Source organism: Desulfobulbus sp., assembly GCF_030824455.1.
Lineage (GTDB): Bacteria > Desulfobacterota > Desulfobulbia > Desulfobulbales > Desulfobulbaceae > Desulfobulbus.
In genome coordinates this window covers 31970-54362 of sequence record NZ_JAVBXR010000027.1, presented here as the reverse complement: position 1 = coordinate 54362, position 22393 = coordinate 31970, and the positions used below count along the sequence as shown (strand labels likewise).

General features: G+C 54.0%; 21 protein-coding genes and 1 tRNA gene. 16 read left to right on the top strand and 6 right to left on the bottom strand.

What is annotated here, in order from left to right:
* The 5 genes from RCH93_RS04670 to RCH93_RS04650 all read left to right on the top strand — a co-directional run.
* On the top strand, nucleotides 1-772 hold a 772-nt coding region (locus tag RCH93_RS04670; protein ID WP_306547158.1), incomplete at its 5' end, for a type VI secretion system domain-containing protein.
* Nucleotides 773-955: 183 nt separating this feature from the next.
* The gene (locus tag RCH93_RS04665) at nucleotides 956-1582 is read left to right on the top strand and encodes an SGNH/GDSL hydrolase family protein (protein WP_306547157.1); all 627 of its coding nucleotides are present in this window, start codon (nucleotides 956-958) and stop codon (nucleotides 1580-1582) included.
* A 57-nt stretch (nucleotides 1583-1639) separates the two neighbouring features.
* On the top strand, nucleotides 1640-2851 hold the full coding sequence (locus RCH93_RS04660) for a Xaa-Pro peptidase family protein (protein WP_306547156.1): 1212 nt from the start codon (nucleotides 1640-1642) through the stop codon (nucleotides 2849-2851).
* A 212-nt stretch (nucleotides 2852-3063) separates the two neighbouring features.
* Nucleotides 3064-3138 (top strand) — tRNA-Val (locus RCH93_RS04655).
* A 44-nt stretch (nucleotides 3139-3182) separates the two neighbouring features.
* Nucleotides 3183-3737, top strand: coding sequence for an SRPBCC family protein (locus tag RCH93_RS04650; RefSeq protein ID WP_306547155.1), 555 nt, complete (start codon nucleotides 3183-3185; stop codon nucleotides 3735-3737).
* A gap of 55 nt (nucleotides 3738-3792) precedes the next feature.
* On the opposite strand, the gene RCH93_RS04645 is transcribed toward RCH93_RS04650, so the two are convergent.
* A complete protein-coding gene (locus RCH93_RS04645) occupies nucleotides 3793-4638 on the bottom strand; it encodes a (Fe-S)-binding protein (protein ID WP_306547154.1) in 846 nt (281 codons plus the stop codon).
* Nucleotides 4639-4681: 43 nt separating this feature from the next.
* A complete protein-coding gene (locus tag RCH93_RS04640) occupies nucleotides 4682-4993 on the bottom strand; it encodes an antibiotic biosynthesis monooxygenase (protein ID WP_306547153.1) in 312 nt (103 codons plus the stop codon).
* Nucleotides 4994-6268: 1275 nt separating this feature from the next.
* Here RCH93_RS04640 and RCH93_RS04635 point away from each other — a divergent pair.
* The 3 genes from RCH93_RS04635 to RCH93_RS04625 all read left to right on the top strand — a co-directional run bounded on the left by RCH93_RS04635 (nucleotide 6269) and on the right by RCH93_RS04625 (nucleotide 10037).
* Nucleotides 6269-6898 (top strand): DUF2272 domain-containing protein, encoded by a 630-nt coding sequence (locus tag RCH93_RS04635; RefSeq protein WP_306547152.1) that lies wholly within the window; start codon nucleotides 6269-6271, stop codon nucleotides 6896-6898.
* Between the two features lie 124 nt (nucleotides 6899-7022).
* Complete coding sequence (locus RCH93_RS04630) at nucleotides 7023-7862, top strand: hypothetical protein (RefSeq protein ID WP_306547151.1); 840 nt, start codon at nucleotides 7023-7025, stop codon at nucleotides 7860-7862.
* Nucleotides 7863-8054: 192 nt separating this feature from the next.
* Nucleotides 8055-10037 (top strand): tyrosine-protein phosphatase, encoded by a 1983-nt coding sequence (locus tag RCH93_RS04625; protein ID WP_306547150.1) that lies wholly within the window; start codon nucleotides 8055-8057, stop codon nucleotides 10035-10037.
* Here RCH93_RS04625 and RCH93_RS04620 read toward each other — a convergent pair.
* Both RCH93_RS04620 and RCH93_RS04615 read right to left on the bottom strand, forming a co-directional pair.
* Nucleotides 10034-10174, bottom strand: a complete 141-nt coding sequence (locus RCH93_RS04620) for a hypothetical protein (RefSeq protein ID WP_306547149.1) — start codon at nucleotides 10172-10174, stop codon at nucleotides 10034-10036. The genes RCH93_RS04625 and RCH93_RS04620 overlap by 4 nt on opposite strands.
* A gap of 58 nt (nucleotides 10175-10232) precedes the next feature.
* Nucleotides 10233-10475 carry a hypothetical protein gene (locus tag RCH93_RS04615; RefSeq protein WP_306547148.1) on the bottom strand — a complete coding sequence of 81 codons (243 nt, stop codon included), beginning with the start codon at nucleotides 10473-10475 and terminating at the stop codon, nucleotides 10233-10235.
* A 309-nt stretch (nucleotides 10476-10784) separates the two neighbouring features.
* On the opposite strand from RCH93_RS04615, the gene RCH93_RS04610 reads away from it, so the two are divergent.
* From RCH93_RS04610 to RCH93_RS04575, 8 genes are all read left to right on the top strand, one after another.
* A complete protein-coding gene (locus RCH93_RS04610) occupies nucleotides 10785-12617 on the top strand; it encodes a tetratricopeptide repeat-containing glycosyltransferase family protein (RefSeq protein WP_306547147.1) in 1833 nt (610 codons plus the stop codon).
* A gap of 100 nt (nucleotides 12618-12717) precedes the next feature.
* Nucleotides 12718-16005, top strand: a complete 3288-nt coding sequence (locus tag RCH93_RS04605; RefSeq protein WP_306547146.1) for a PAS domain S-box protein — start codon at nucleotides 12718-12720, stop codon at nucleotides 16003-16005.
* A 268-nt stretch (nucleotides 16006-16273) separates the two neighbouring features.
* On the top strand, nucleotides 16274-16861 hold the full coding sequence (locus RCH93_RS04600; RefSeq protein WP_306547145.1) for a hypothetical protein: 588 nt from the start codon (nucleotides 16274-16276) through the stop codon (nucleotides 16859-16861).
* Between the two features lie 127 nt (nucleotides 16862-16988).
* Nucleotides 16989-17360, top strand: a complete 372-nt coding sequence (locus RCH93_RS04595; protein ID WP_306547144.1) for a hypothetical protein — start codon at nucleotides 16989-16991, stop codon at nucleotides 17358-17360.
* Between the two features lie 44 nt (nucleotides 17361-17404).
* On the top strand, nucleotides 17405-18790 hold the full coding sequence (locus RCH93_RS04590) for a TolC family protein (protein ID WP_373693255.1): 1386 nt from the start codon (nucleotides 17405-17407) through the stop codon (nucleotides 18788-18790).
* Nucleotides 18791-18814: 24 nt separating this feature from the next.
* Complete coding sequence (locus tag RCH93_RS04585) at nucleotides 18815-20227, top strand: multicopper oxidase family protein (protein WP_306547142.1); 1413 nt, start codon at nucleotides 18815-18817, stop codon at nucleotides 20225-20227.
* A 91-nt stretch (nucleotides 20228-20318) separates the two neighbouring features.
* Complete coding sequence (locus tag RCH93_RS04580) at nucleotides 20319-20684, top strand: copper-binding protein (protein ID WP_306547141.1); 366 nt, start codon at nucleotides 20319-20321, stop codon at nucleotides 20682-20684.
* Nucleotides 20685-21017: 333 nt separating this feature from the next.
* Nucleotides 21018-21200 carry an ATP-binding protein gene (locus RCH93_RS04575; RefSeq protein WP_306547140.1) on the top strand — a complete coding sequence of 61 codons (183 nt, stop codon included), beginning with the start codon at nucleotides 21018-21020 and terminating at the stop codon, nucleotides 21198-21200.
* A 143-nt stretch (nucleotides 21201-21343) separates the two neighbouring features.
* On the opposite strand, the gene RCH93_RS04570 is transcribed toward RCH93_RS04575, so the two are convergent.
* Both RCH93_RS04570 and RCH93_RS04565 read right to left on the bottom strand, forming a co-directional pair.
* Nucleotides 21344-21619: a hypothetical protein gene (locus RCH93_RS04570; RefSeq protein WP_306547139.1), complete on the bottom strand. Its 276-nt coding sequence runs from the start codon at nucleotides 21617-21619 to the stop codon at nucleotides 21344-21346.
* A 432-nt stretch (nucleotides 21620-22051) separates the two neighbouring features.
* The gene (locus RCH93_RS04565) at nucleotides 22052-22387 is read right to left on the bottom strand and encodes a carboxymuconolactone decarboxylase family protein (RefSeq protein ID WP_306547138.1); all 336 of its coding nucleotides are present in this window, start codon (nucleotides 22385-22387) and stop codon (nucleotides 22052-22054) included.
* Nucleotides 22388-22393 lie beyond the last annotated feature (6 nt).

Sequence of the window (22393 nt, the reverse complement as noted above, 5' to 3'; positions counted from 1 at the left end):
CCCCCCCGCAACCGACAAAAAAACGCTCATCCCACCGCCGGATCGTCAGATAACCAATTCGCTTGCCGCCATGCAAGGCGCCGACAACTGGGGAGGGGTGATAAAGAGTGGTTGCTATACCATACGCCGCTACCCCTTTTGGCTCGACATGAATCGCTTTGTGGCCGAAGCGCTGGGTATGATGGGAGAAATGTTCAAAGACGGCAAGCAGGCGATAGAGGAAGAGACCGCCCGGTTTGCGCGCCGTTTTGGCGACATCGAGAACTATACCTTTAGTGACGGCACGCCTTTTGCGGATAGTCAAACCAAGAACTGGCTGCACTCTCTGGACAGGAGTGGCGGCGCGATAAATCAGCCGGCGACGCCCACCTCTGGCGATGATCTTGTGGTACACGTTGCGGAAGAATTTTCCCGCTGCCGTGAGTTAATGAACAGCGGCAAACAAGGGGAAGGGCTCTCCCAGATGCAGACATTATTGCAGACCAGCAGGTCGGGGCGTGAACGCTACCTTTGGCGGCTGTCGATGGTTCAGTTGTTGACGCTTTCCGGCATGGAGAAGCTCGCCATTCCACACATCTGCGAACTGATGAAGGATTATGACGCGTATCGCCTGGAAGAGTGGGATCCAGACATGGCGCTTCATGCCTTAAGGACAGTCTGGAGCGTTTTACGGACACAGAATGATCCAGAATCGAAACGGAAAGCGGACGATGCCCTGTCGCGCATCTCCATGCTCTCCCCTTCCGACGCCTTTAATCTTATCACACCTTAAAACGGCAGTTGAACAGCCCTGGCGGATGCAATGCTGAAGTGCAACAGCGAGCAGCGGCTTGGCGCAACCCACTGTTGTCGCGAAAAACACCCCATGCAGCGAACAATATCCCCATACTTTTGGCGCAAAAAAAAATAACGCCAGGACAACGCTGTTCTTCCGCGCAAAAAACGACGCTCAACCATGAAACGCATCCTCTGCTACGGCGACTCGAACACCTGGGGGTACGACCCTGTGCAACACGACCGTTTCGATGAAACCGCCCGCTGGCCTCGGGTGCTGGGGCAGATCCTGGCCACTGGTTACGAGGTGATCGAAGAAGGGTTGGGCGACCGCACAACCGTGTGGGACGATCCCATCGAAGGCTACCGAAACGGGCGCGAATACCTGATCCCCTGCCTCGAATCGCATCGGCCGCTGGATCTGGTGGTCCTCCTGCTGGGAACCAACGATCTCAAGAAGCGATTCAACCTTTCCGCCTCTGATATTGCCCAAGGCGCAGGCGTGCTGGTTCGCGTGATCCAGACCAGCCAGGCCGGCCGAGACGGCGCCGGGCCGCAGGTTCTGTTGCTGGCGCCGCCGCCCATCGCCGCCCTCGGCGAATATGCGGAGATGTTCGAAGACGCCGCCGGCAAATCGCAGAAGTTGTCCGGCCACTACGAACAGGTGGCCAAGGACTTGGGCTGCGCCTTTCTCGACACGTCAAAGGTGATCGTCTCCAGCCCCCTGGACGGCATCCATTTTGAAAATGACGAGCACCGCAAACTGGCTGAGGCTGTGGCGGCGAAGGTCAAGGAACTGATCGGCTGACCGATAACGCGGTTCATCGGTAGCCATACATAATAGACAAAAAAACGAGGATTTACCGTGAGCACCGAAGCCCCATTGGACTACCAGCTTGTTCCTGCCGACGAAATCAGCCAACGCGTTGCCCGGCTGCAGCGCCACATGCAGCAAGGGCCGATGGATGGCGCGCTCATCCTCGATCCCGTGAACATGTATTACTACACCGGGACCATGCAACAGGGAGCGGTTTTTGTCCCAACCGAGGGCGAGCCGGTTTTCCTGGTGCGGCGCAGTTATGAGCGGGCGCAGATGGAATCGCCGCTGCAACGAATTCTGCCCTTAAAAGGTTTGAGCCAGCTCAGGACAACCCTTGCCGATCTGGGCCTGCGCGCCAACACCCTGGGGGTGGCGGAAACCACCCTGTCTGTGGCTGTATTCAAAACCTTGACCAAGGCGTTTCCAGGGGCAACATTCACCGACGTCAGCGGCCTGCTGGCCATGGTTCGGGCGGTGAAATCGGACTACGAAGTGCAACGCCTCCGCAAAGCCGGCGCTCTGCACAAATTGGTCTACGACGCCATTCCCGCCATGATTCGCGAAGGCATGACGGAATGGGAGCTTGGCAGCGCAATCCAACAGAAAATGATGGCCCTGGGCTACACCGGCATCACTCGGTTTACCGGCTTTGGCATGGAGCTGATCATCGGGATTGTCAGTTGCGGCGAATCGGGCAATTATCCCACCGCTTCGGTTGGGCCGGGGGGCTTGACCGGGCTGTCGCCGGCCTTTCCGCTGGTTGGGGGCAACAGGAAATTGGGCCGGGGCGAGCCCATATTCATTGACACCGGGTTTGGATACGAGGGGTATTTTACCGACAAAACGAGAATCTTCTCGCTTGGCGCCCTGCCCGCCGCTGTGCTGGACGCCCACAAGGCGTGCCTGGACATTCAGGAAGCCGTGCGATGTCGCCTCAAGCCCGGCGCTGTCCCGTCGCAAATCTATACCGAGGTCTGCAACCAATTCGTGCATTCCCGTAATTTTGAGAAGCACTTCATGGGGTTTGGCAGCAATCAGGTCCCGTTCCTTGGTCACGGCATCGGCCTGGCTATTGACGAATTGCCGGTTATTGCAGGCAAAATGCACACGCCGCTTGAGGCCAACATGGTTATTGCCCTGGAGCCCAAAAAGGGACTGGAAGGCATTGGCCTGGTTGGGGTTGAGAACACCTTTCTGGTCACCGATGCAGGAGGCGAGAAGCTGACCGCCGGATCGGACGAGGTGACCATCGTCTAACAACGCCCCCTCGACGCCCCTTTGATGCGCCAACATGCACGACCAACGGGGCGCAAACCCGTTGAAAATGCGGCACTTGCGCCAGCAAAACTCCGCCCGGATCTACAGAAAGCTGATTGACGAATCCGTCCCTGCGCACTTTCGCAAGGAACCGGTCAAGAAATCGCTTGCGCTGTCTTGCCACTTACCGATATATTCCCATCTCTTCTTGAGGGCGATTAACTCAGCGGGAGAGTGCCACCTTCACACGGTGGAAGTCACAGGTTCAAATCCTGTATCGCCCACCAAATGACCGCACCAGGGTTCTTGATTATTCAAGAACCCTTTTTTTATGTCGAAAAACGGCGACGTTGCACGCCTGCCGCACCGGTTGCAAACCTTCTGTTTTTTTGAAGCCCACTCATCACAACTGTTTTCCAGGAAAATCATGCCAACCATTCCATTACAATTTTCCGACGAAATCCTTGTTTCCCATCCGCCGGCAACGGTCTGGTCCGTTCTGGCCGACATGGCCAAATATCCGGCATGGTGGCCGCAATTTTTATTTGTTCATCTTCTGCATGCCGAACCCAATCTCATCGGAACCGAATTTACGATCCGCCCCTACGGCTGGCGTTCGTTTCTTTGTCGAGTTACATCCTGCGAACAACCGGCCTGCCTCTGCCTGCAATACGACAGCAGTTACATGAGGGGAACCGCACAATGGCGTTTGGAGCCTGCACAACACGGCACAAGGGTGACCTATGCAATGGATGCAACCACGCATGACGTCATGGTCTATCTCACCAGCTTCATCATCAGTTTGCAAAGCATCCATTCTTCTTCCATGCACGCAATCTTTCGCAATCTCGCCAAGCAACTGCGCCGGATTGATCCTCCGGCTTAACGGGCGATCGCCTGAATAACCGGCCGGCGCAACAGCAAACAATTGGAGATGCGTTCTATGCAAGAATCTCCAGCAACAATTCCGGCAGACTCATCATGGTGATCTTTCCCTGACCAGCGAGCCCAATCGAAGAAGCGCAACTGTTGCAGGGACAGACAACCGTTGCCGCATCCATCTCCAAAGCCCGCCCCACAATTTCATCAGCGGAATTCTTGCAGCACCGATCCTTTTGCAAATCGATGATCGTCAGCCCGTCAACAGCCTGCAGTTGTTTGCGATATCGGCTCCAATCAAACGATCCCGCCGGATACGCGCTCCGCGCAAACGAATGGCACCCTTCAAAATAGCCGACGCGCATGGGTTTGACGGCAAGTTGCCGTTGCCCGAGTTGATCAAAAATCAGGTCGGGCAGGTACACATGGCGGTCCTGGGCGTCTGGAGCAGCGTTTCGCGCCGCGTAGGCGCAGCCCATACAGCAATAGGCCAGCTTTTTGGCGCCTTTGCGGGTTGCTTGCTCGTCGTTCTGCTTGTTGAAGGCAACGCTTTCAGCGAGTGCTGCATCGCGGTCGGCGGAGCGCGGCATCATGGCAAAGGGCATTCCGCAACATTGTTCCTGGTCCAGGTAGGTGTAATCGACCTTGAGCAGCTCCAGCACCCGGATGTAGTCGCGAACCAGATACGGGTCGGCAAATGGCCGATAACAACCAAAGACAACGCAATGTTCCGCCTGCTCCTTGGGCCTCGGCACGCCAAGCCCGGCAAGCAGGCGGGTGCGCAGAACAGGCGTAACGGCGTGATTGCCGCATTTCCTGACCGCATCGAGTTGTTCTTCCGTGCTGCGGCCGTAGGCCAAGGCGGCCGCGCCGGCCTGCCAGATTGAAAGCGAACTTGGTTTTTTCATACGTTAATCCGTGGGTTTATTGGAGCATCGGCGCGAACGACCATTACGAATCGTCACGTTCAACCTTGCAAACGCGGATTCGGGAATCTGCATACCAGTCGTCATAGGCTTGCTGCGCTTCCCTGTGCACCGGGTTTTCCTTCCAGGCCCGAATGGCCGCCAAAGACTCCCAATAGGAAACCGTAACGCCGATATCCTGCCGAGCGCCCTCGTAACCCAGAAATCCCGGCTGGCCCTGGAGTTCCTTCAAAACCCGTCTGGACATTTCCGCGTAGCCATGGTCGCCCTCCTTTCTCAACGAGGTGAAAATGACCGCGTAGTACGGCGGCCGCGGCGTCTGGACAATCTTGCTCATGCGATTTTCCTCTGTCGGCTCTCTGTTGATGGGCGTGAAACAACAGACCGATTGTTTGATTATTCACCCCGAAGCCGCCCGGTGCGCGAGAAAAGCCGACCTTTGGCGACTTCCGGCTGCGCTTGCATCCCTGGGGCTCTTTCCAACGCAAATGACGGCGCGGGTTTGGGCGCCATCTCCACGAGCACACCGAGGAGAACGCTCGCCAAAGCCCAAAATTGCACGCTTCACCGGAAACGACGCCCTGCCCCGCCCGCGCTCCCGTGCTGTGCGCAGCATGCCTCGTTTGCCTGAGAAATGGAATAAAATTTCGGAGTTCACAGTTGCCGGCCTGCGCAAAGAACGCAGCTGTGCATTCCATTGCAATGCGCCGGCCAAAGAATGGCGCATCAAAGGCGTTTGTTGTGGAGCGACAAGGCCTCCAGGGTTGCAAGTTGCCCCCGAGCGCGGCGACTGAAAATGAAAATTGCATAGAATACCAAGATGATAGAAAAAAGTATTCCCTTTGGCGTTGATTGGGTGTTAACGATAGGGGCGCAGGTTAGACGAGGGGTGACATGGAACACAGCGGTCCGTAGTGCCGAGGCGGTTAGGTCAAGATTTATTGGAACAATCTTGACTTTCACGGGTAGGGAAAATCAGGAGAGAATCTCAAATTATACCAATGCAAAACAGGTTGAGACTGGCAGCAGTACCTACTTTAACCATGCCTTGACTCTGTCTACAAAAAAAACGAGCCTACCTCTATCAGTGAGCGGGTGACCATCGTAGGCAATAGCTAGTTACTTGCTGCCTCAAGTCGGAAATTGGGGAATTTAGTGACAGCCACTTTGGGGTCAAAAAATCGATAAACCGGAAAAGTTATTTTTTTTTAAAAAAAAATTAGTTGTTTTTTTGCAAGTTGTTCTTTGTGGTAAAGTGCTGTTCCCTTCTAGCAAACAGAGAGGGATGGCCTGGCTTCAATCATCAATGTTTCACGAGGATGGAGGGGGGATGTGATAGTTTTTGTTCACGGGTGGAGTATAACAGACAGCAGTGCCTGTGGAAGATAACAATCTCGGCTGAGGCCAAGAAACGATCAACGGTTTTATTTCCACAATTTGAAGAAGCCGCTGACCCTTGATGCGCAATGAAAGCTAACAATTCCGTCGAGAGGGACCGCCAACAAGCTGCGTTTATGGGTGCCCTTCGCGGCTTCGCCGCTGCGGCGGCCCTCATGTCAAACGTTAGGCTTTTTTCACACATGTCATTTTTTACACAGAAAAGGAGGGTGCTATGCCTGCGTCAAAGAAACAGCTTGTCGATTCCGCCACCGCTGAGTGGGTTTTCTGGGGGAAATCTGTCTGGAACGTCGCCAAGAAAACTGCGACGATCGGGCATAAGGACGATGAGGAAAGTTTTGCTCAATACGTAGTAGACAATTACTGCTCTGTTGGTGGAGGAAATCCATCATTATTCGATATACAGAATGACGAATATGCTTGGTCTGCTGTAGGGATGTCCGCAATTATGAAAAATGCTGGCTTCACAGTAGCAGAATTTCCGTTTTCCCAGAGTCATTCCACTTATATCAGAGCATTCATAAAGGCCCGACTGAATGAAGATCAGTCCGCAGCATATTGGGGTTACAGACTTGGAGAGCCCGGTGGGGAGCCTGACGTTGGAGATCTTGTGGGCTATGCTCGGGGAGAGGGCTTGACTCACGAGAAAGCTCAGAAATATTTTGATAAAAAGACTTCATATAAAAGTCACATCGACATTGTTGTTGCTAGGCGTGCAACTGAAATTGATGTTATTGGGGCAAATGTTCTAGACTCAGTGACAAAGAAGACCCTCACCATAAGCACCGCCGGCCACATCAGCGACACTCAACATTTTTGGTTTGTCACACTCAAAAAGCGGTAAGCCTAACATCCAGTTCAACCCGATAGCTTTGCCTCCGTTTCACTACGGCAAAGCTGCGGGTTAACTGGGGCGTTAGAGATCACACCAGCACTTCCTTCAACCGTTCAGTAAGGAGGCAAGCAATATGGATAGCATTTTGCTCAAAGCATCAAGACTCAGTCTCATTTGTGCCCTCGCATTTCTCGCGGGCTGTGCTACTCAAGGGGTGACTGTCCCAGGCAGTTCAGTCGCAGGGAAGTCGGCCGCTACTGCGTTCAATGGATACGAGCCGATCGACCCAGTAGCGACACCTCAGGTGTTTCTCTTCGACTCACCGGACAAAGGCAGCAACAAGCTGTGGTCGGCAATGGATGCGGACACAAGGAGAAAGAATCTCCCGAACCAGACTTCCACAACAACAATTAAAAAGGTCTCGGGTGAAGGAAAGATTACCTACTTGTCGGCCACTGCCAATGCTGCCGCCGGAACGTATGAAGTCGTCATGGACTTCGCTAAGTACCGGTCTGAGCCTGTGTACGACTCCGGTAGTGGCACCGTGTCTGGAGGCACCTCAGTTCCCAATGACACCCTCCTTGGATATGGAAAGATTGGAGTGGGCGTACGAATTAAGGCGAATGTTGAGACGTTACAGTCTGGTGTCGACCTGAACGGACTATTTGCACTCGGTCTGGCCGCAAAGCAATCGCTACTACGCGGAACTATCTCTGTTGACGTCATTGGAATTGACTCAAAGGGAGTAAATGCGTTGCTGCCGGTGGGTGTCCAACTCGACGAATCTTCTATTCAGGCATCGCTTCAGTCGCTCGCGTCAATTCAGACGAAGATTTACGACGGAGACGTTACGCTCACGCCGCACTTGATAGCAATTAGGCGAGGGAAACCCATTGTTGGAGCCGTTGATGAGAAAAGTGACCCGGAAAAAGCAAGGTTTATTCAGCAGTTTCAAAGCATTCGCAAACAGTGATCTCTACCCTGCGGTCAACCGGACCTGCGCGAAAAGCCGCGCAGGCCGGTTACCTGAACGTTACGAGTTACGATATCTCTGAAATATGATGACCACCAGTTCAGGTAATTGTTCCTCTTATGGCCCCTATTAACGAACTCAATCGACAGAGTATTGGAAAGATGGTGGAATGCGCCATAAAAAGAGGCATACATGTTTGATTTTATGGTGGTCTTCACAAGAAACATTTTGCTCGGCGCCATTGCCATGGCGCCCTGTTTATCCAGCACACCTGCATCGGCGCAGGAGGCGATTTTAACGCCCATCCTGTCAACAGCTCCCAATTTCAGAGACCTTGCGGGAATATCGGCAAGCAATGGGGGCACCGGCTTCGTCAACTCGACCAGCAACGGCGGGGTGATGCGGACGGGAGTTTTTTATCGCACCAATGCACTGAATAATCTCAATAACGCGGATTGGACCACTCTTTCGGCGCTTCATATTTACCGCGACATCGACCTGCGAACGCCTGACGAAATCTATGGCCCCCCAGCGGCGCAGGATGTGACGCCGGAAGGGGCCATCTGGACCAATATCAATATTTACGGCACGCAAGGGCCGATACCCTCACCGCTTTGGGGCACTCCCGCGAATGCGGTTTCCTTCATGCAGTCAGGATACCAGGCGTTCGTCACCGATTCGGTTCAGCGGAACGGGTTTCGCACGGTATTACTGACCTTGGCCAACGACACCGGGCCTGACCTATGGCACTGTGCAGGCGGCAAAGACCGCACCGGCTGGACGGCGGCTCTCCTGCAGAGCATCGCCGGTGTGCCGGATGCGACAATCATGCAGGACTATCTGGCCACCAACAGTTATTTATCGGCCTTAATAAACACCACCAAAGAGTATATTTCGGTGGTGCATCCCACATGGGACCCCGCGACCATTGACGCCCTCCTGGGCGTTCAGTCCAGCTATCTTCAGACTGGTCTTGACCAGGTGATCGCCTCCTACGGGTCGATGTCTGCTTATTTGACGCAAGGATTGGGCCTCACACAGGCAGATACCTACGTCTTACGCGCCAAAATGGTCTTCTACTCGGAGTTGCCCGGTCAGAGTGGGCTGGTCGGCAACGCCGCCTCCGGCGCCGAGCTTTTGAACGCGTTGCAGAACTCACCCCTATCGGGCCACTATACCGACTACAATTACTATCTCCAGTCAGCGATCGACCAAGGAACGCTTGGGGGCGTCGAAACGCGGGTTGGCGGCCAAGTGCATGCCGACGCCGCCTCGTTTCTTCTGCGCCAGGCGCAGCGGCTCGATGAGGTAATCACGCCCTATACAAGCGGTTGTGAGCTGCCCCAAGGTCAGACGCGGATCTGGATGGCCGGCAATGGGGATACTTTTTCCACCTCTGGCCACGACGGCATTGACGGCAGCACGGAAAACAGTGGCGGCTCAACCATAGGCGCCACCCACCGGATAAGCAGCCAGGCTACGACCAATATGAGCCTCGGCTACGACTGGGGTTCGGTAGAAAGCGCCGATGCCACCGCCACGGTCAACACCGCTCTGGCCACCCTTGGCGGACGGTACGGGTTTTCGGCTCTTGATGTCGGGCCTTTCATCGAGGGCCGTGCTAATGCCGGCTGGGTGGACTATGAAAGCGAGCGCGGCTTGGGCGGGGGCCTGGGAACCGCAACCGGTTCCACCACCGGTGTCGTGTATAGCGGTCAGGTTCGGGTTGGCAACGCTATTCGCCTGATACCGTTGACGATTACTCCCCAGGTGGGGGCTCGGGTGACCGGGGTGTCCCTCGACGACTTCAATGAAGGCGGCAGTGACCTTGCGCTGAATGTCCATGGTGTTGACGAAACGTTTTTCAGCCTTCTGGCCGATCTGGATTTCAGCTTCACTCCAAAACCATTAGGGGAATGGACCCTAACGCCTGTCCTTACCCTCGGTTACGAGCGGATACTAGACGACCCCCAGGTTGAAGGCGTTGCGACGCTGTACGGTTTCACCGTGCGTCAACAATCAGCCTATGAGAGCCATGATCTGATGAAGGCCAGTGTGGGACTCTCGGCCAAACAGGGCGCTTTTACCGTAAATGGCAGGGTGAGCGGGGTGATTTCCGAGGAGACGAACAGTACCGGCGTGAGCGGACTTCTGTCGCTTGCCTACAGTTTCTAGTGGCTCTTCCTCGCAACGGAGAAGAAACTGTCAATGTCTTCTTCCATTTCCAAATCAAACGAAGCATGCTGCACAGCGCAAAACATCGCCGACAAAGGTCTGGCATTTTCAACGAAGTGAGAAATATCGGCCTTCATGAGGTTTTCCTTCGCGAGGTTTCTCTCGCTGTGCTCGTCGAAGACGAAGCGGCGTGCTTCACTGGTGAAATAGCAAGGGCATTACCTCTCGGCGCCGCCATGACTGCGGGCAGGCGTAAAAGCCGGATGGAAGGCATTTGACGTTGCCGGCGGCAAGGTCATCGGCCTGGACTGGAACATGGTGGTTGGCGTTGCCGAGGGCGGCGCCGGGTTCAACCAAGAGGAACACCTTGAAAACCTGAAGTACAGCCTTGATCAACGGCTGGGCGGCAACCGCGCGCCGCTGTTGATCGGCGCCCATTCGCAGTTTTACGCCGCTCAACCCGTGGGCAGGGACTTCTTATCCGCCCAATATCACCTCCCAGGCAATGAGCCTGGTTATTGCGCAGTTTCTCGCCTACGCGCTGTCACAACCCGAAGTTCGCATCGTCCCCTACCGGAATATCCTGGCCTGGCGTCAACATCCCTCGCCGCTTAACAATCCTGTGAGCGTAACGCATTCAGGCCCTCCGCAGCGCAGAAATAATTCCATTTCCAAAGCAAATGAGGCATGCTGCACGTAGCCGATTTCGTCGACGAAGGCGGGATATTTCGAACCAAGTGAGCAATCTTGCGCCATGACGAAATTTCCCCTCGCGGCGCCCGTCGGGGCAATCCACAACACGCGCCGATTTTGCAGGAGCAATGGAGCAACTACAACAATTTTGCCGTAAATGAACCTGAGAAAATGAATCAGCAGCGCAACCCATGCCAAATAATTGACATTAACGACATATTAAAAGAAGGGCTCTCTTTTCACCGCAAAGGTTTCATTGCTCGGGCAAAATCAACCTATGAAGGAATTATAAAGATTAACCCCAATCACGCCAATGCGCTCTTCCTGCTGGGAGTTATCCATGCGCAAAAAAACAACCATCAGCAAGCGGTCGATCACATCAGCAAAGCCATTGCCTGTCAGCCGAACAACGCCTATTTCCATTTTGTTCTAGGCAATTCTCTCAAAGAACTGGGACGATTCGATGAATCGATATCCAGCTACGACCAAGCCATTGCCCTGAAGCCTGACTATGCCGAGGCCTATCTTCACCGTGGGGCGGCTCTTCACGAAGTGAATCAGTTTGAACGTGAGATATGGAATTATGACCAGGCCATTGCACTGAACCTGCCTAATCTGTCTGATACGGCCAGACGCACAGAAGCGCATTTCAAACGCGGCAGCGCAATGAAAGAGCTGAAGCGTTGGCGGGAAGCTCTGGTCAGCTATGATCAGGCCATCACTCTCAACCCACATCATGCAGAAGCGTTATGCAATCGCGGCAATATTCTGAACGAGTTGAAACAACTTGAAGAAGCGGTGGCGAGCTACAACAAAACCATTGAGCTTGAGCCGAGCTACGCCGAACCCTATTACAATCGGGGAGTTGCCTTAGCTGGACTCAATCGAATGGACGAAGCGATTGCGAGTTACGATCAGGCGATTGCGCTCAAACCCGATTACATGGGGGCGCATTACAACAAATCGCTGGCGCTGCTGGTGAAAGGAGAGTTGGCGGCTGGCTGGGAGCTCTATGAATGGCGATGGAAAAACGAAAATGACGGCCCCAAGCAGCGCGACTTTAGCCAACCTTTGTGGCTTGGCAAAGAGCCGCTCCAGGGCAAAACGATCCTGCTCCATAACGACCAGGGCCTGGGAGACGCCATACATTTCTGCCGGTACACCCGCCATGTTGCCGCGCTCGGGGGGACTGTGGTTTTAGAGGTCCAGCAGCCGTTGACGTCTCTTCTCAAGCATCTGCAAGGCGTCGACACAGTTATAGCCAGGGGCCAGGCCTTGCCCGATTTTGATTGCCACTGTCCTTTGCTCAGCCTGCCGCTTGCCTTTGGCACAACCCTCGACAATATGCCCAATGAGCGGCGATACCTCTCCAGCGACCCGGAAAAGATCCGGTTGTGGGACAAGAGACTTGGCAGGAAAACGGCCAAACGGATTGGGCTGGTGTGGAGCGGCAACGAACAACATTCCAACGATCACAATCGCAGCGTAACCCTGGCTCAATTGCTGCCGTATCTCCCCTCTTCTTTCCATTACGTCAGCCTGCAAAAAGAACTCCGTGCCGTCGACCGGGCAACCCTGAACCAGCAAAGCATGGTTGAACATTACGGCGAGGAGCTGCGCGATTTTTCCGATACTGCAGCGTTATGCGAGTTGATGGACCTGGTTGTCAGCGTTGACACCAGCGTTGCCCATTTGTCTGCGGCTTTAGGCAAGCCCACCTGGATACTTCTCCCTTTTAAGCCGGATTGGCGATGGCTGCTCGACAGGCCGGAGAGTGTTTGGTATCCGACCGCACGCCTCTACAGACAAAACAAACGCGGCGAATGGGGAAATGTGTTTGAATCCATCCGCGATGATCTCTTACAATGGCACGGGCAAACGGCGTAACCTCAAGCCGGAACCCTTTCAACCTTATCCAGCGAAATCTTGCGGTTAAACAACGTTTATGCCAGCTTGCCTTATTGCCGCATTCACACGAAAACAGCGTATGATTTTACCTCTCAAGACAATGCCGACAGCCTTCCGTGTCGCCGCCTTCTGCATCCTGCTGGGCATCCTGCTGATCTTCGGCCATCTCGGCCATTTCAGCCACTTGGGCCATAGCGGCCGCGTCTCGGAGTTTCAGGCGCACGCCGCCGAACCTGACGGCAAGCCGCCCCGCACCCTGCGGGTGGTCATGGACAACAACTACCCGCCCTATGTGTTTGTTAACAGCGAAGGACAGGTTCAGGGCATCCTGGTCGACCAGTGGCGGCTGTGGCAGGAAAAGACCGGCATTCAGGTGGAAATAACCGCCACCAGCTGGACAGAGGCCCTCCGTGATATGAAGGCCGGCAAGTATGACGTGGTGGACACCGCCTTCGAAACCGAGGAGCGCAAAACCTGGCTCGATTTCGGCAAGCCCCATGCCCGCATTGAGGTGGCCGCCTATTTCGACACGGCCATCAGCGCCATCACCACCGCCGATTCCTTGCGGGGATTCGTCGTCGCGGTCAAGGAAGGCGACGCCGCTATCGACCTGCTGCGAAGCCGTGGGGTCGACAATCTCGTTTTTTTCAAAGGCTACGAGGCGATCATCCAGGCCGCCAGGGAACACAAGGTCAACGTCTTTGTCGTCGACACCCCGCCGGCACTCTATTTTCTCCATAAATACGGCTTGCAACACGATTTCAAGGCGTCGCCGCCGCTCAACGTGGGCGAATTCCACCGCGCAGTGAGCAAGGGCAACACCGCGCTGCTGCGAGAAATTGAAGCGGGCTTTGCCCTGATTACTCCCGGCGAACTGGCGAACATCGAAAAGAAATGGTACGGCGCGCCCCTTCTCAGCGGGGTTTCAGGCACGCATCTGTTGGCGGGCGGCGGCGGTTTGGGGCTGGTTGTGCTGCTGCTCTTTCTCTGGAACTATTCGCTGCGCTCGGCGGTGCGAAGACGAACCGCCGAGCTGGAAAGCAGCCGTGAGGCCCTGCGGGAAAGCGAGGCGCGATACCGTGAACTGGTCGAGCAGGCCAGCGCCATCATTTTGCGCATGGATCGCGAAGGGCGGATCTGTTTTCTCAACGACTACGCCCTGCGCTTTTTCGGCTACCAGCTCGACGAGGTCATCGGCCAAAGCCTTATCGGCGTCATTGTCCCTGAAACCGATTCCGCCGGAAAAAACCTGCGCGAGATGATCGCCGACATCGGCCGCCATCCCGAACGGTACGCAGCCAACGAAAACGAGAACATCTGCCGCGATGGTCGGCATGTCTGGATCGCCTGGGCGAACAATCCGTTGTTCGACGCCGAGGGGCAGTTCAGCGAGATTCTGTGCGTGGGCAATGAGATCACTGATCGCTGGATGGCTGAAGACGCCCTGCGACGCGAACGGCAGCGCCTGGAATTCGTGATTGACGGTTCGCGTCTCGGGGTATGGGAATGGAACATCCAGACCAATGAGCTGGTGCTCAATGAGACCTGGGCGGAGTTGATCGGCTATGCCCTCGATGAATTGCTGCCCTACAACTATGTCACCTGGGAAAGGTTGCTCCACCCCGACGACCTGGAACGGGCCAGAGATACGCTGTCCTCCTGTGTGGAGGGAAAAACTTCCCATTATGCCTGCGAAATCCGGATGCGGCACAAGGACGGCCATTGGGTCTGGATTCTCGACCGCGGCCGGGTCTTCACCCGCGACGCCGCCGGCAACCCGCTGTCGATGTTCGGCACCCATACCGACATCACCACCATCAAGCGGGCCGAGGAAGAGGTACAGGCCACCAGCGAATTGCTCTCGCAGTTCATTAAGAATTCGCCGATTTACGCCTATATCAAAGAGGTGAATCCCACCGAGAGCCGGACGCTCAAGGCCAGCGACAATTTCCAGGACGTGATCGGCATACCGTCTGCCGAAATGCTCGGCAAAACCATGGCCGAGCTGTTTCCACCCGAATTTGCAGCCCAGATCACTGCCGACGATTGGCAGGTGGTTTCCCAGGGAAAGATCCTGCAACGTGAAGAAGTTCTGGAGGGACGGGCCTACACCACCATAAAATTCCCCATTCGGTTGGGAGAAAGGAACCTTCTTGCCGGCTACACCATTGACCTCACTGATCGCGTCCGAGCCGAGGAAGAGCGAGAAAAGCTGCGGGGACAGCTGATCCAGGCACAAAAGATGGAATCCGTGGGCCGGCTGGCCGGAGGAGTCGCTCATGATTTCAACAACATGCTGGGCGTCATTATTGGCCATTGCGAACTGGCGCTCCGGGGGGTGGACGACAAACATCCACTGTATGCCGGCCTGCGGAATATTCTTAAAGCGGCCGAGCATTCCGCCGATCTGACCCGGCAGCTCCTGGCTTTCGCCCGCAAACAGATCGTGACCCCTCAAATGCTCGATATCAACACGACCGTAACAGAGATGCTGGAGATGTTGCGGCGTCTCATTGGCGAGGATATCGATCTGGTCTGGCAGCCGGGAAGCAACCTGGGCCAGGTATATATTGATCCTTCGCAACTCGACCAGATCCTGGTGAATCTGTCTGTCAACGCCCGCGACGCCATCGGCGAGACCGGCAAGGTCACCATTGAGACCGATCTGGTCACCATTGATGCACGCTATTGTGCCGATCATGTCGAGGTTGAGCCAGGCGCCTATGTGTTGTTGGCGGTGAGCGATGACGGATGCGGCATTGACGCGGCCCTCTTGCCCCTCTTGTTCGAACCTTTTTTTACCACCAAGGAGATGGGCAAGGGCACTGGTCTGGGGTTGGCGACAGTCTATGGCATTGTCAAACAGAACAAAGGGTTCATCAATGTCTACAGTGAACCAAACCAGGGGACGACCTTCAAGATTTACCTGCCTCACCATGGGACCGGTCCCGAGCCTGCGATTGAATCGGCATCGAATCAGGCGGCTACAGGCAACGAAATCGTCCTGGTGGTGGAAGATGAACCGATGATCCTTGAAGTCGTCACGACCATGCTGGAGAGTCTGGAGTACACAGTCCTGGGCGCTTCCGACCCGACCGAGGCCATGCGCCTTGCCCGAGAGCACGGCAGCACGATTCACCTACTGGTGACCGACGTGGTCATGCCCGAAATGAACGGCCGCCTCCTCGCCAACCAACTACGCGCCCTGCTTCCCGGACTGCGCTGTCTGTTCATGTCCGGCTACACCGCCAATGTCATTGCCCACCATGGCGTGCTTGACGAGGGGGTGCATTTTATCGAAAAACCGTTCACCTTGCACGCCCTTGCCGCCAAGATCAGAGAAGTTTTGGCGACGGATCGGGATTGATCTGCTCCGCAAGAGGCAACGATCGCTTATCATGAGGGATTCGGGGATGTGTATACCGAATGCAGAGTTCTCATGCTCGCCTTGATGAACCCTGTTCATGTCCGGCTACACGGCCAATGTCACTTTGGCGTTCGATGGGCCTGCCAAGTTTTATAAATTATTCAAACGGCATCCACCTTGACCTGACAATTATGGAGGTTATTTTAATTACAAATAACAACTGTAAACTTGGCGGCATGTACTCAAAACATCACATAAAGGTGAACCAATGGAAAAGTCAAAAATGTTAGCTACTGTTATTGCGTTGTTTCTGTTTGTTTTCGGCTCCAGCATCGCCCTGGGGCAAGATGACTTGCCCAAACCTGCAGAACCCCAGGCCATGGCAGCTGAGCATGCAGATCATTCAAGCCATGGGGGCGCCCAACCAACCGATCAGCCGGCTGTTCATACTGGTCACGACATGAGTCAAATGGGCGGCATGGACGACATGAAACCGCAGGAGGAAGCAATGGCTGCGAACATGAAAAACATGCAAACTCTGATGAAAAAAATTAAGGCCACTAAAAATACCGCCGAGCGTAAACAATTGATGGCGGAACATATGGCGGGGATGGCCAGCGGTATGAAAATGATGCGCGATATGGATGGAAAAATGATGATGGGGATGATGAAATCCGGGCAATGCCCCATGATGGAAATGATGTCGTCTCCCCAGGGGGGACATGCCGAGATGAAAGGAATGATGGGCGACATGTCCAAGTGTCACACGATGATGCAGAAAAAAAAGGAAATGAATCACGCGATGATGGAACAACTTGTTGAATCACAACAACAGCTTCTTAAGTTAGCTCCGTGAATGCTCTGTGAAAGAGAGGTGAGGTCGAACCAATCCACCTCACCTCTCTTTTCACATAACCCATTGCTGAAAAATTTTTGCAGAAGGGAGAAAACGACAAAATAATTTTTCACCACAGGAGATTTTCATGAAAGACGCCCTGCCGCGAAGTTGCTTGAAGGTTGTTGTTTTATATTCTCTGCTCCTGTGTGCCCTACCCCCATTGCTCAATACACCTGCTTGGCCGCAAGCCGTTGCAGAGGCACAAGACGCTAAATCGTCGGCCAAATTTGTGCCGCCTGCGCTCTCTTACGCCTCTGTTTTCAAGAACTACCACCGCTACCGGGAAGAAGAGGTCGCTTCCTGGCGGGAAGCCAACGACACCGTTGGCCGCATTGGTGGTTGGCGTTATTATATCGAGGAGGCTGCCCAATCTGAGTCGTCGGCTCCGCCAGCACCACTCCCCATCTCCCATTCCGATGAGTCCGGCAACCATTCCGGGCATGGAGGCAAGCCGTGAAGCTTGATTGCTTGCCCAAGCAGCCTTTCGTTGTTTTTTTGTTGATGTTGCTATGCCTCTCCGGTTGCGCCCGAGTGAATTTCGAAGAGTCGCTGGCTACGACCAATCAGACAGCGGTTGATTTTACTGACGGCAAATTGTCTCTGGCGCAAACAGCGGAACAACGCGCTCTCATGGCACAGACAGCGGCCACGCTGCTCGCCCAACCCCTCAGCCAAAATGATGCTGTCCATCTTGCCCTGATCAACAGCCCTGCCATGCAGGCCATGCTTGCCCAACATTGGTCGGATGCGGCCCGCGCGGCGCAATCGGGGCGCATCGCCAATCCACTCTTTGTTTTTGAACGCAAGACGTTGGCCGCCGAGGTCGAGTACGAGCGTTTGCTTGCATTCGGCTTGCTTGACGTGTTGACCTTTCCGCTCCGATATGCCGCTGCCCAACGTCGTCTTGAGCAGTCCCTGGTACGTCTCGCCATGGACGTGGTGGAAAATGTCACTAAGGTTCGGCAGGCTTGGGTGAAAGCAGTCGCTGCGCAACAAAATCTCACCTACGCAAAACAGGTAAATGAGGTTGGGGTGATCAGTGCCGAACTTGCACGCCGGATGCAGAAGGTCGGGAATTTTAGCCGGCTGCAAAGAGCACGGCAGCAAGCGTTCTATGCCGATGCCGCAACCCAATGGGCTATGGCGCAACAGACCGCCACTGCAACCCGTGAAGAGTTGATTCGCGCGCTCGGACTCTCGGATGATCAGGAACAGAAGCTCAAACTTCCAGAACGGCTGCCCGCTTTGCCAGAGGCTCCGCGAAGCCCGGAAGAGGTCAGTAAAGCGGCTCAGTCGGGACGACTGGATATCCAATTGACCAAGGCCGCATATGATGCAGCGGCAAAAGAGCAAGGGCTAACCCTGATCACCAGCCTGACGGATATCGAACTCGGTGTTCGCTACGACACCGTCTTTGATGATGCCGCCGGCGCCCATGATAATCGTGAGGGGTATGAAATTACTGTGCGGCTGCCTGTATTTGACTGGGGGGATATGCAACGAGACGCCATGAACGCCCAGACCTTGGCTGCCGCCAATCGGCTGGAAGCGACGGTCCGGGCGGCGGGCTCCAGTCTCCGGGAAACCTACGCCGCTTACCGCACAGCTTACGATGTTTCCAAACATTATCGCGACGAGGTTCTGCCATTACGCAAGGTGATTTCCGAAGAAAACGTGCTGCGGTACAACGGCATGTTGATTGGCGTGTTTGAGTTGCTGGCCGATACACGGGATCAAGTGAACACGGTGATTGCGGCCATCAATGCGCAACAGGATTTCTGGTTGGCCAATGCTGCCTTGCAGGCAGCCGTCATAGGCAACCCCATTATGGTGGAAAATGGTCAGCAATCGGCAAAGACCAGCCAGCGTGTTGAGATGCCGCATTGACTCAGGAGTGTTGAAGGAGAGCGGATGACAACAAGAAGGGCGTTTTTAAAAGCGGCAGGTCTCGCTGGCGGTGTGGTGGCTGCAGCGATGGTGAACCGTGTCGCCTTGGCGGCTCTGCCCGAGCCTGTGATGCAAACGGAGACCGCAACCATGCCTCCGCTGATCCCTGATACGGGGAGGCCCTATAATCCTGTGGTGACGCTTAATGGCTGGACGTTGCCGTGGCGCATGAACAACGGCGTCAAGGAGTTTCATCTGGTGGCCGAACCGGTGGTGCGGGAGATGGCCCCAGGATTCAAGGCCCATCTCTGGGGGTATAACGGCCAAAGTCCAGGCCCGACCATCGAGGTCGTGGAGGGGGACCACGTTCGCGTCTTTGTCACCAATCGGCTTCCGGAACACACCTCCATTCATTGGCACGGCCAGCGCCTTCCCAACGGCATGGACGGCGTCTCCGGCCTAACGCAACCAGCCATTAAGCCAGGCCAAACCTATGTCTATGAATTTGCAGCACGCCGCCCCGGCACCTTCATGTATCATCCCCACGCCGATGAAATGACGCAGATGGCCATGGGCATGATGGGGTCCTGGGTGACCCACCCAAAGGAGAAGCATCCACTCATCGAAGAGGTTGATCGGGATTATATATTCCTCCTCAATGCCTACGACATTGAACCGGGCAGCTACACGCCAAAAATCATGACCATGCTCGATTTCAACCTCTGGAGCTGGAACAGTCGTATTTTTCCCGGGATCGATTCGCTCAATGTCCGGCTCAACGACAAGGTGCGGGTGCGTATTGGCAACTTGACCATGACCAATCATCCGATCCATCTTCATGGCCACGAGTTTCAGGTGACGGGCACCGACGGTGGGCCGGTGCCGTTGTCGGCCCGCTGGCCTGAAGTGACCACGGACATTGCCGTTGGCCAAATGCGGCAGATCGAATTTGTTGCCGGTGAAGAGGGGGATTGGGCGTTTCACTGCCACAAAAGCCATCATACGATGAACGCTATGGGGCATGATGTGCCGACCATGATCGGCGTCGACCATCAAGGGTTGAGTAAAAAAATCTCACAGCTCATCCCAGACTACATGGTGATGGGGGAAAGAGGCATGGCCGATATGACCGAGATGGAGATGCCGCTTCCGGACAATACGGTTCCCATGATGACGGGAGAGGGGCCGTTTGGTTCTGTCGAAATGGGCGGGATGTTCAGTGTCGTGAAAGTTCGGTCCGGTCAGCAACCTAACGATTATTCGAATCCCGGATGGTTCAGGCATCCCAAGGGAACAAGAGCCTCTCAGTATAAGCAGAAAGTGAAAGAACCAACCCGTTCCCGGTCTGCAGGTCGGCAATCCATGCCCCGTAAACAGAAACCTGTTGAGAATGTCGAGGTGCAAATCCGCAAGCCGATTCGACGCGTGGATCATTGAGGTGTTGCAGGTGAGTTCCAGATTATCGAAACAATGTATTTTCCTGTGGTTATAACGTTTAAAAAATCGTTGTTTGAAAAGGAGGCCGCCTATGAAGAAAAATGCATTTATCCTGATCGTTGCTCTTTTTGCTGGCGTATGTGGTGGGGTTATCGATAGTGCAGCGCAAACAGCCAAGGAAAATCAAGAGCAGAGCGAGACAGTGGACAAAACCGCAGACATGACCCAAGGGGAAGTCCGCAAAATTGACAAAGAGGCAGGGAAATTGACTCTAAAGCACGAGAGGATCGCCAACCTGAACATGCCGCCGATGACCATGGTGTTCAGGCTGAAGAATATAAGCATGTTAAACAACATTCAGGTGGGCGACAAAATCCTGTTCAAAGCTACAGAAAATAATGGCTATCTCACGATAACAGAAATCAAATCACGAGTGTCCGATTACGAAAAAAAATAAGCAAACATGCCTGTGATCGACTTTCGCCACTTTCGAAAACGGAACGAAGCCACCCTTGGGTGGCTTTTTTGTTTCGATAAGAACCTCGCTTGAGGGACAATGCCGGCAGAAAAATTTCTCCAAAAATTATAGAGACTCGGCATGTTGCTTATTGACTTTTCCTTACATCAATGTATAAATTTCATTTTCGAACATGACGGATTCGCAAAAAAATACGTTTTTTGGCCTTTGCTGGACTTGTAACCATCTGAATTTACAACGGTCGAATTTACAAGCTTTGACTTTTTGCGAGATCGTCAGCATCAATTTTTATCGTCGTTTAAAGGAGAAAAAATGCATAAGATCGACCCTGATGAATGTCAATTTTGTGGCGCATGTGTAAGCGCCTGTTCTGCTGATGCAATCATCCATCCTCCTGGAAAAAATTACTATGAGATAACTGAGGACTGTCTTGATTGCGGCTCGTGCGAAGCCGAATGTGGTTTTAATGCAATTATTACGGGCGCTACCGAGTAAATCGAATTTACGTATCCGGCTATTTTGAAACGGCCAGCCAAATTCACAACGCACCTGAATCTTCTCAGGTGCGTTGTGAATTCAACTTTAGGTTTATTATAGACTCCTCGTCATTTGGTGTGGATGCCGTACAAATCTGCTTCCTATTTGAGTTCATACCCCTTGGCGTACATGCATTTTTTCACGATATTCTCTTGCATGAAAGATCGTTCAAGCCCGGTGTCGCCATCGAAATGCAGTGTTTGGGTAGACAACGAAGCTTCTCGCTGACATTTTGCGAAATCCTGATCGAACCGTTCTTGATTCATCCCAGATTTTGTCCAAACATTCGGCTTGGCACATCCAGCGAAGGCGACTGCAACAACAACCGCCCATGCAAACAAAGGCAATCCCATATATCTATTCAATAAATTAGTCATTTAAGCCACCATCACCCTTCAGTGTTTTTCGCACGTTTCCTTTCCATCCATCCCCAAGAAGATCCGCAACCAATTAGGCGGCACGAACATTGACAGCACGTCATGACATTCCTACATTGATCCTAGACTAGAACACGTTGCGCCTGCCACGCCTAGCGGGAAAGGAGCAATTTTTAATGGACCGACTGAAGCACCCTCGAGCAAAAGGTGAATATCATGAAATATACATGCATGAACTGTGGATCGAGTTCACACAAACCTCACGAACTGTGCAACCCTACCAGCGACAACTTTGACATGAAATTTTGCGCCGCCTCCACCGATCAGCCGTGTGAGGAGAAAATGCCGTCAATGCATTTCAGATGCGATTCCTGCGGCGGTTTGTCGCCGGATGTCGAACACTTATGCAGCCCAAGAGCGATTTGATTCAATTCATTTTTCCATAATCTCCTCAACCCAGGACAAGGCCGCCATAACCTGGGGAAATCCTATGGTGGACACCAAAAGCAGCAGGGTGTGACGGATTTCCTCAGGGCTTGCTCCGGCCTGCAAGGCTCTACGCGTATGGGAACTGACAGCTCCTTCCGATTTTGAGGCGGCAGCCGCCGCCAACTGGATCAAATGAGCCGTCTTTTCATCGATGGGACCAGCCTTGCGCAATGTTGTCCCAAGTTGTTCCACCGCATTGAAAATCTCTGGATATTTTTTGTTCGCCTTCTTGTAGAAACTCGGCTTGCCGTTGTCAGGTTCAGACACTTGAGTGCTCATCAATTC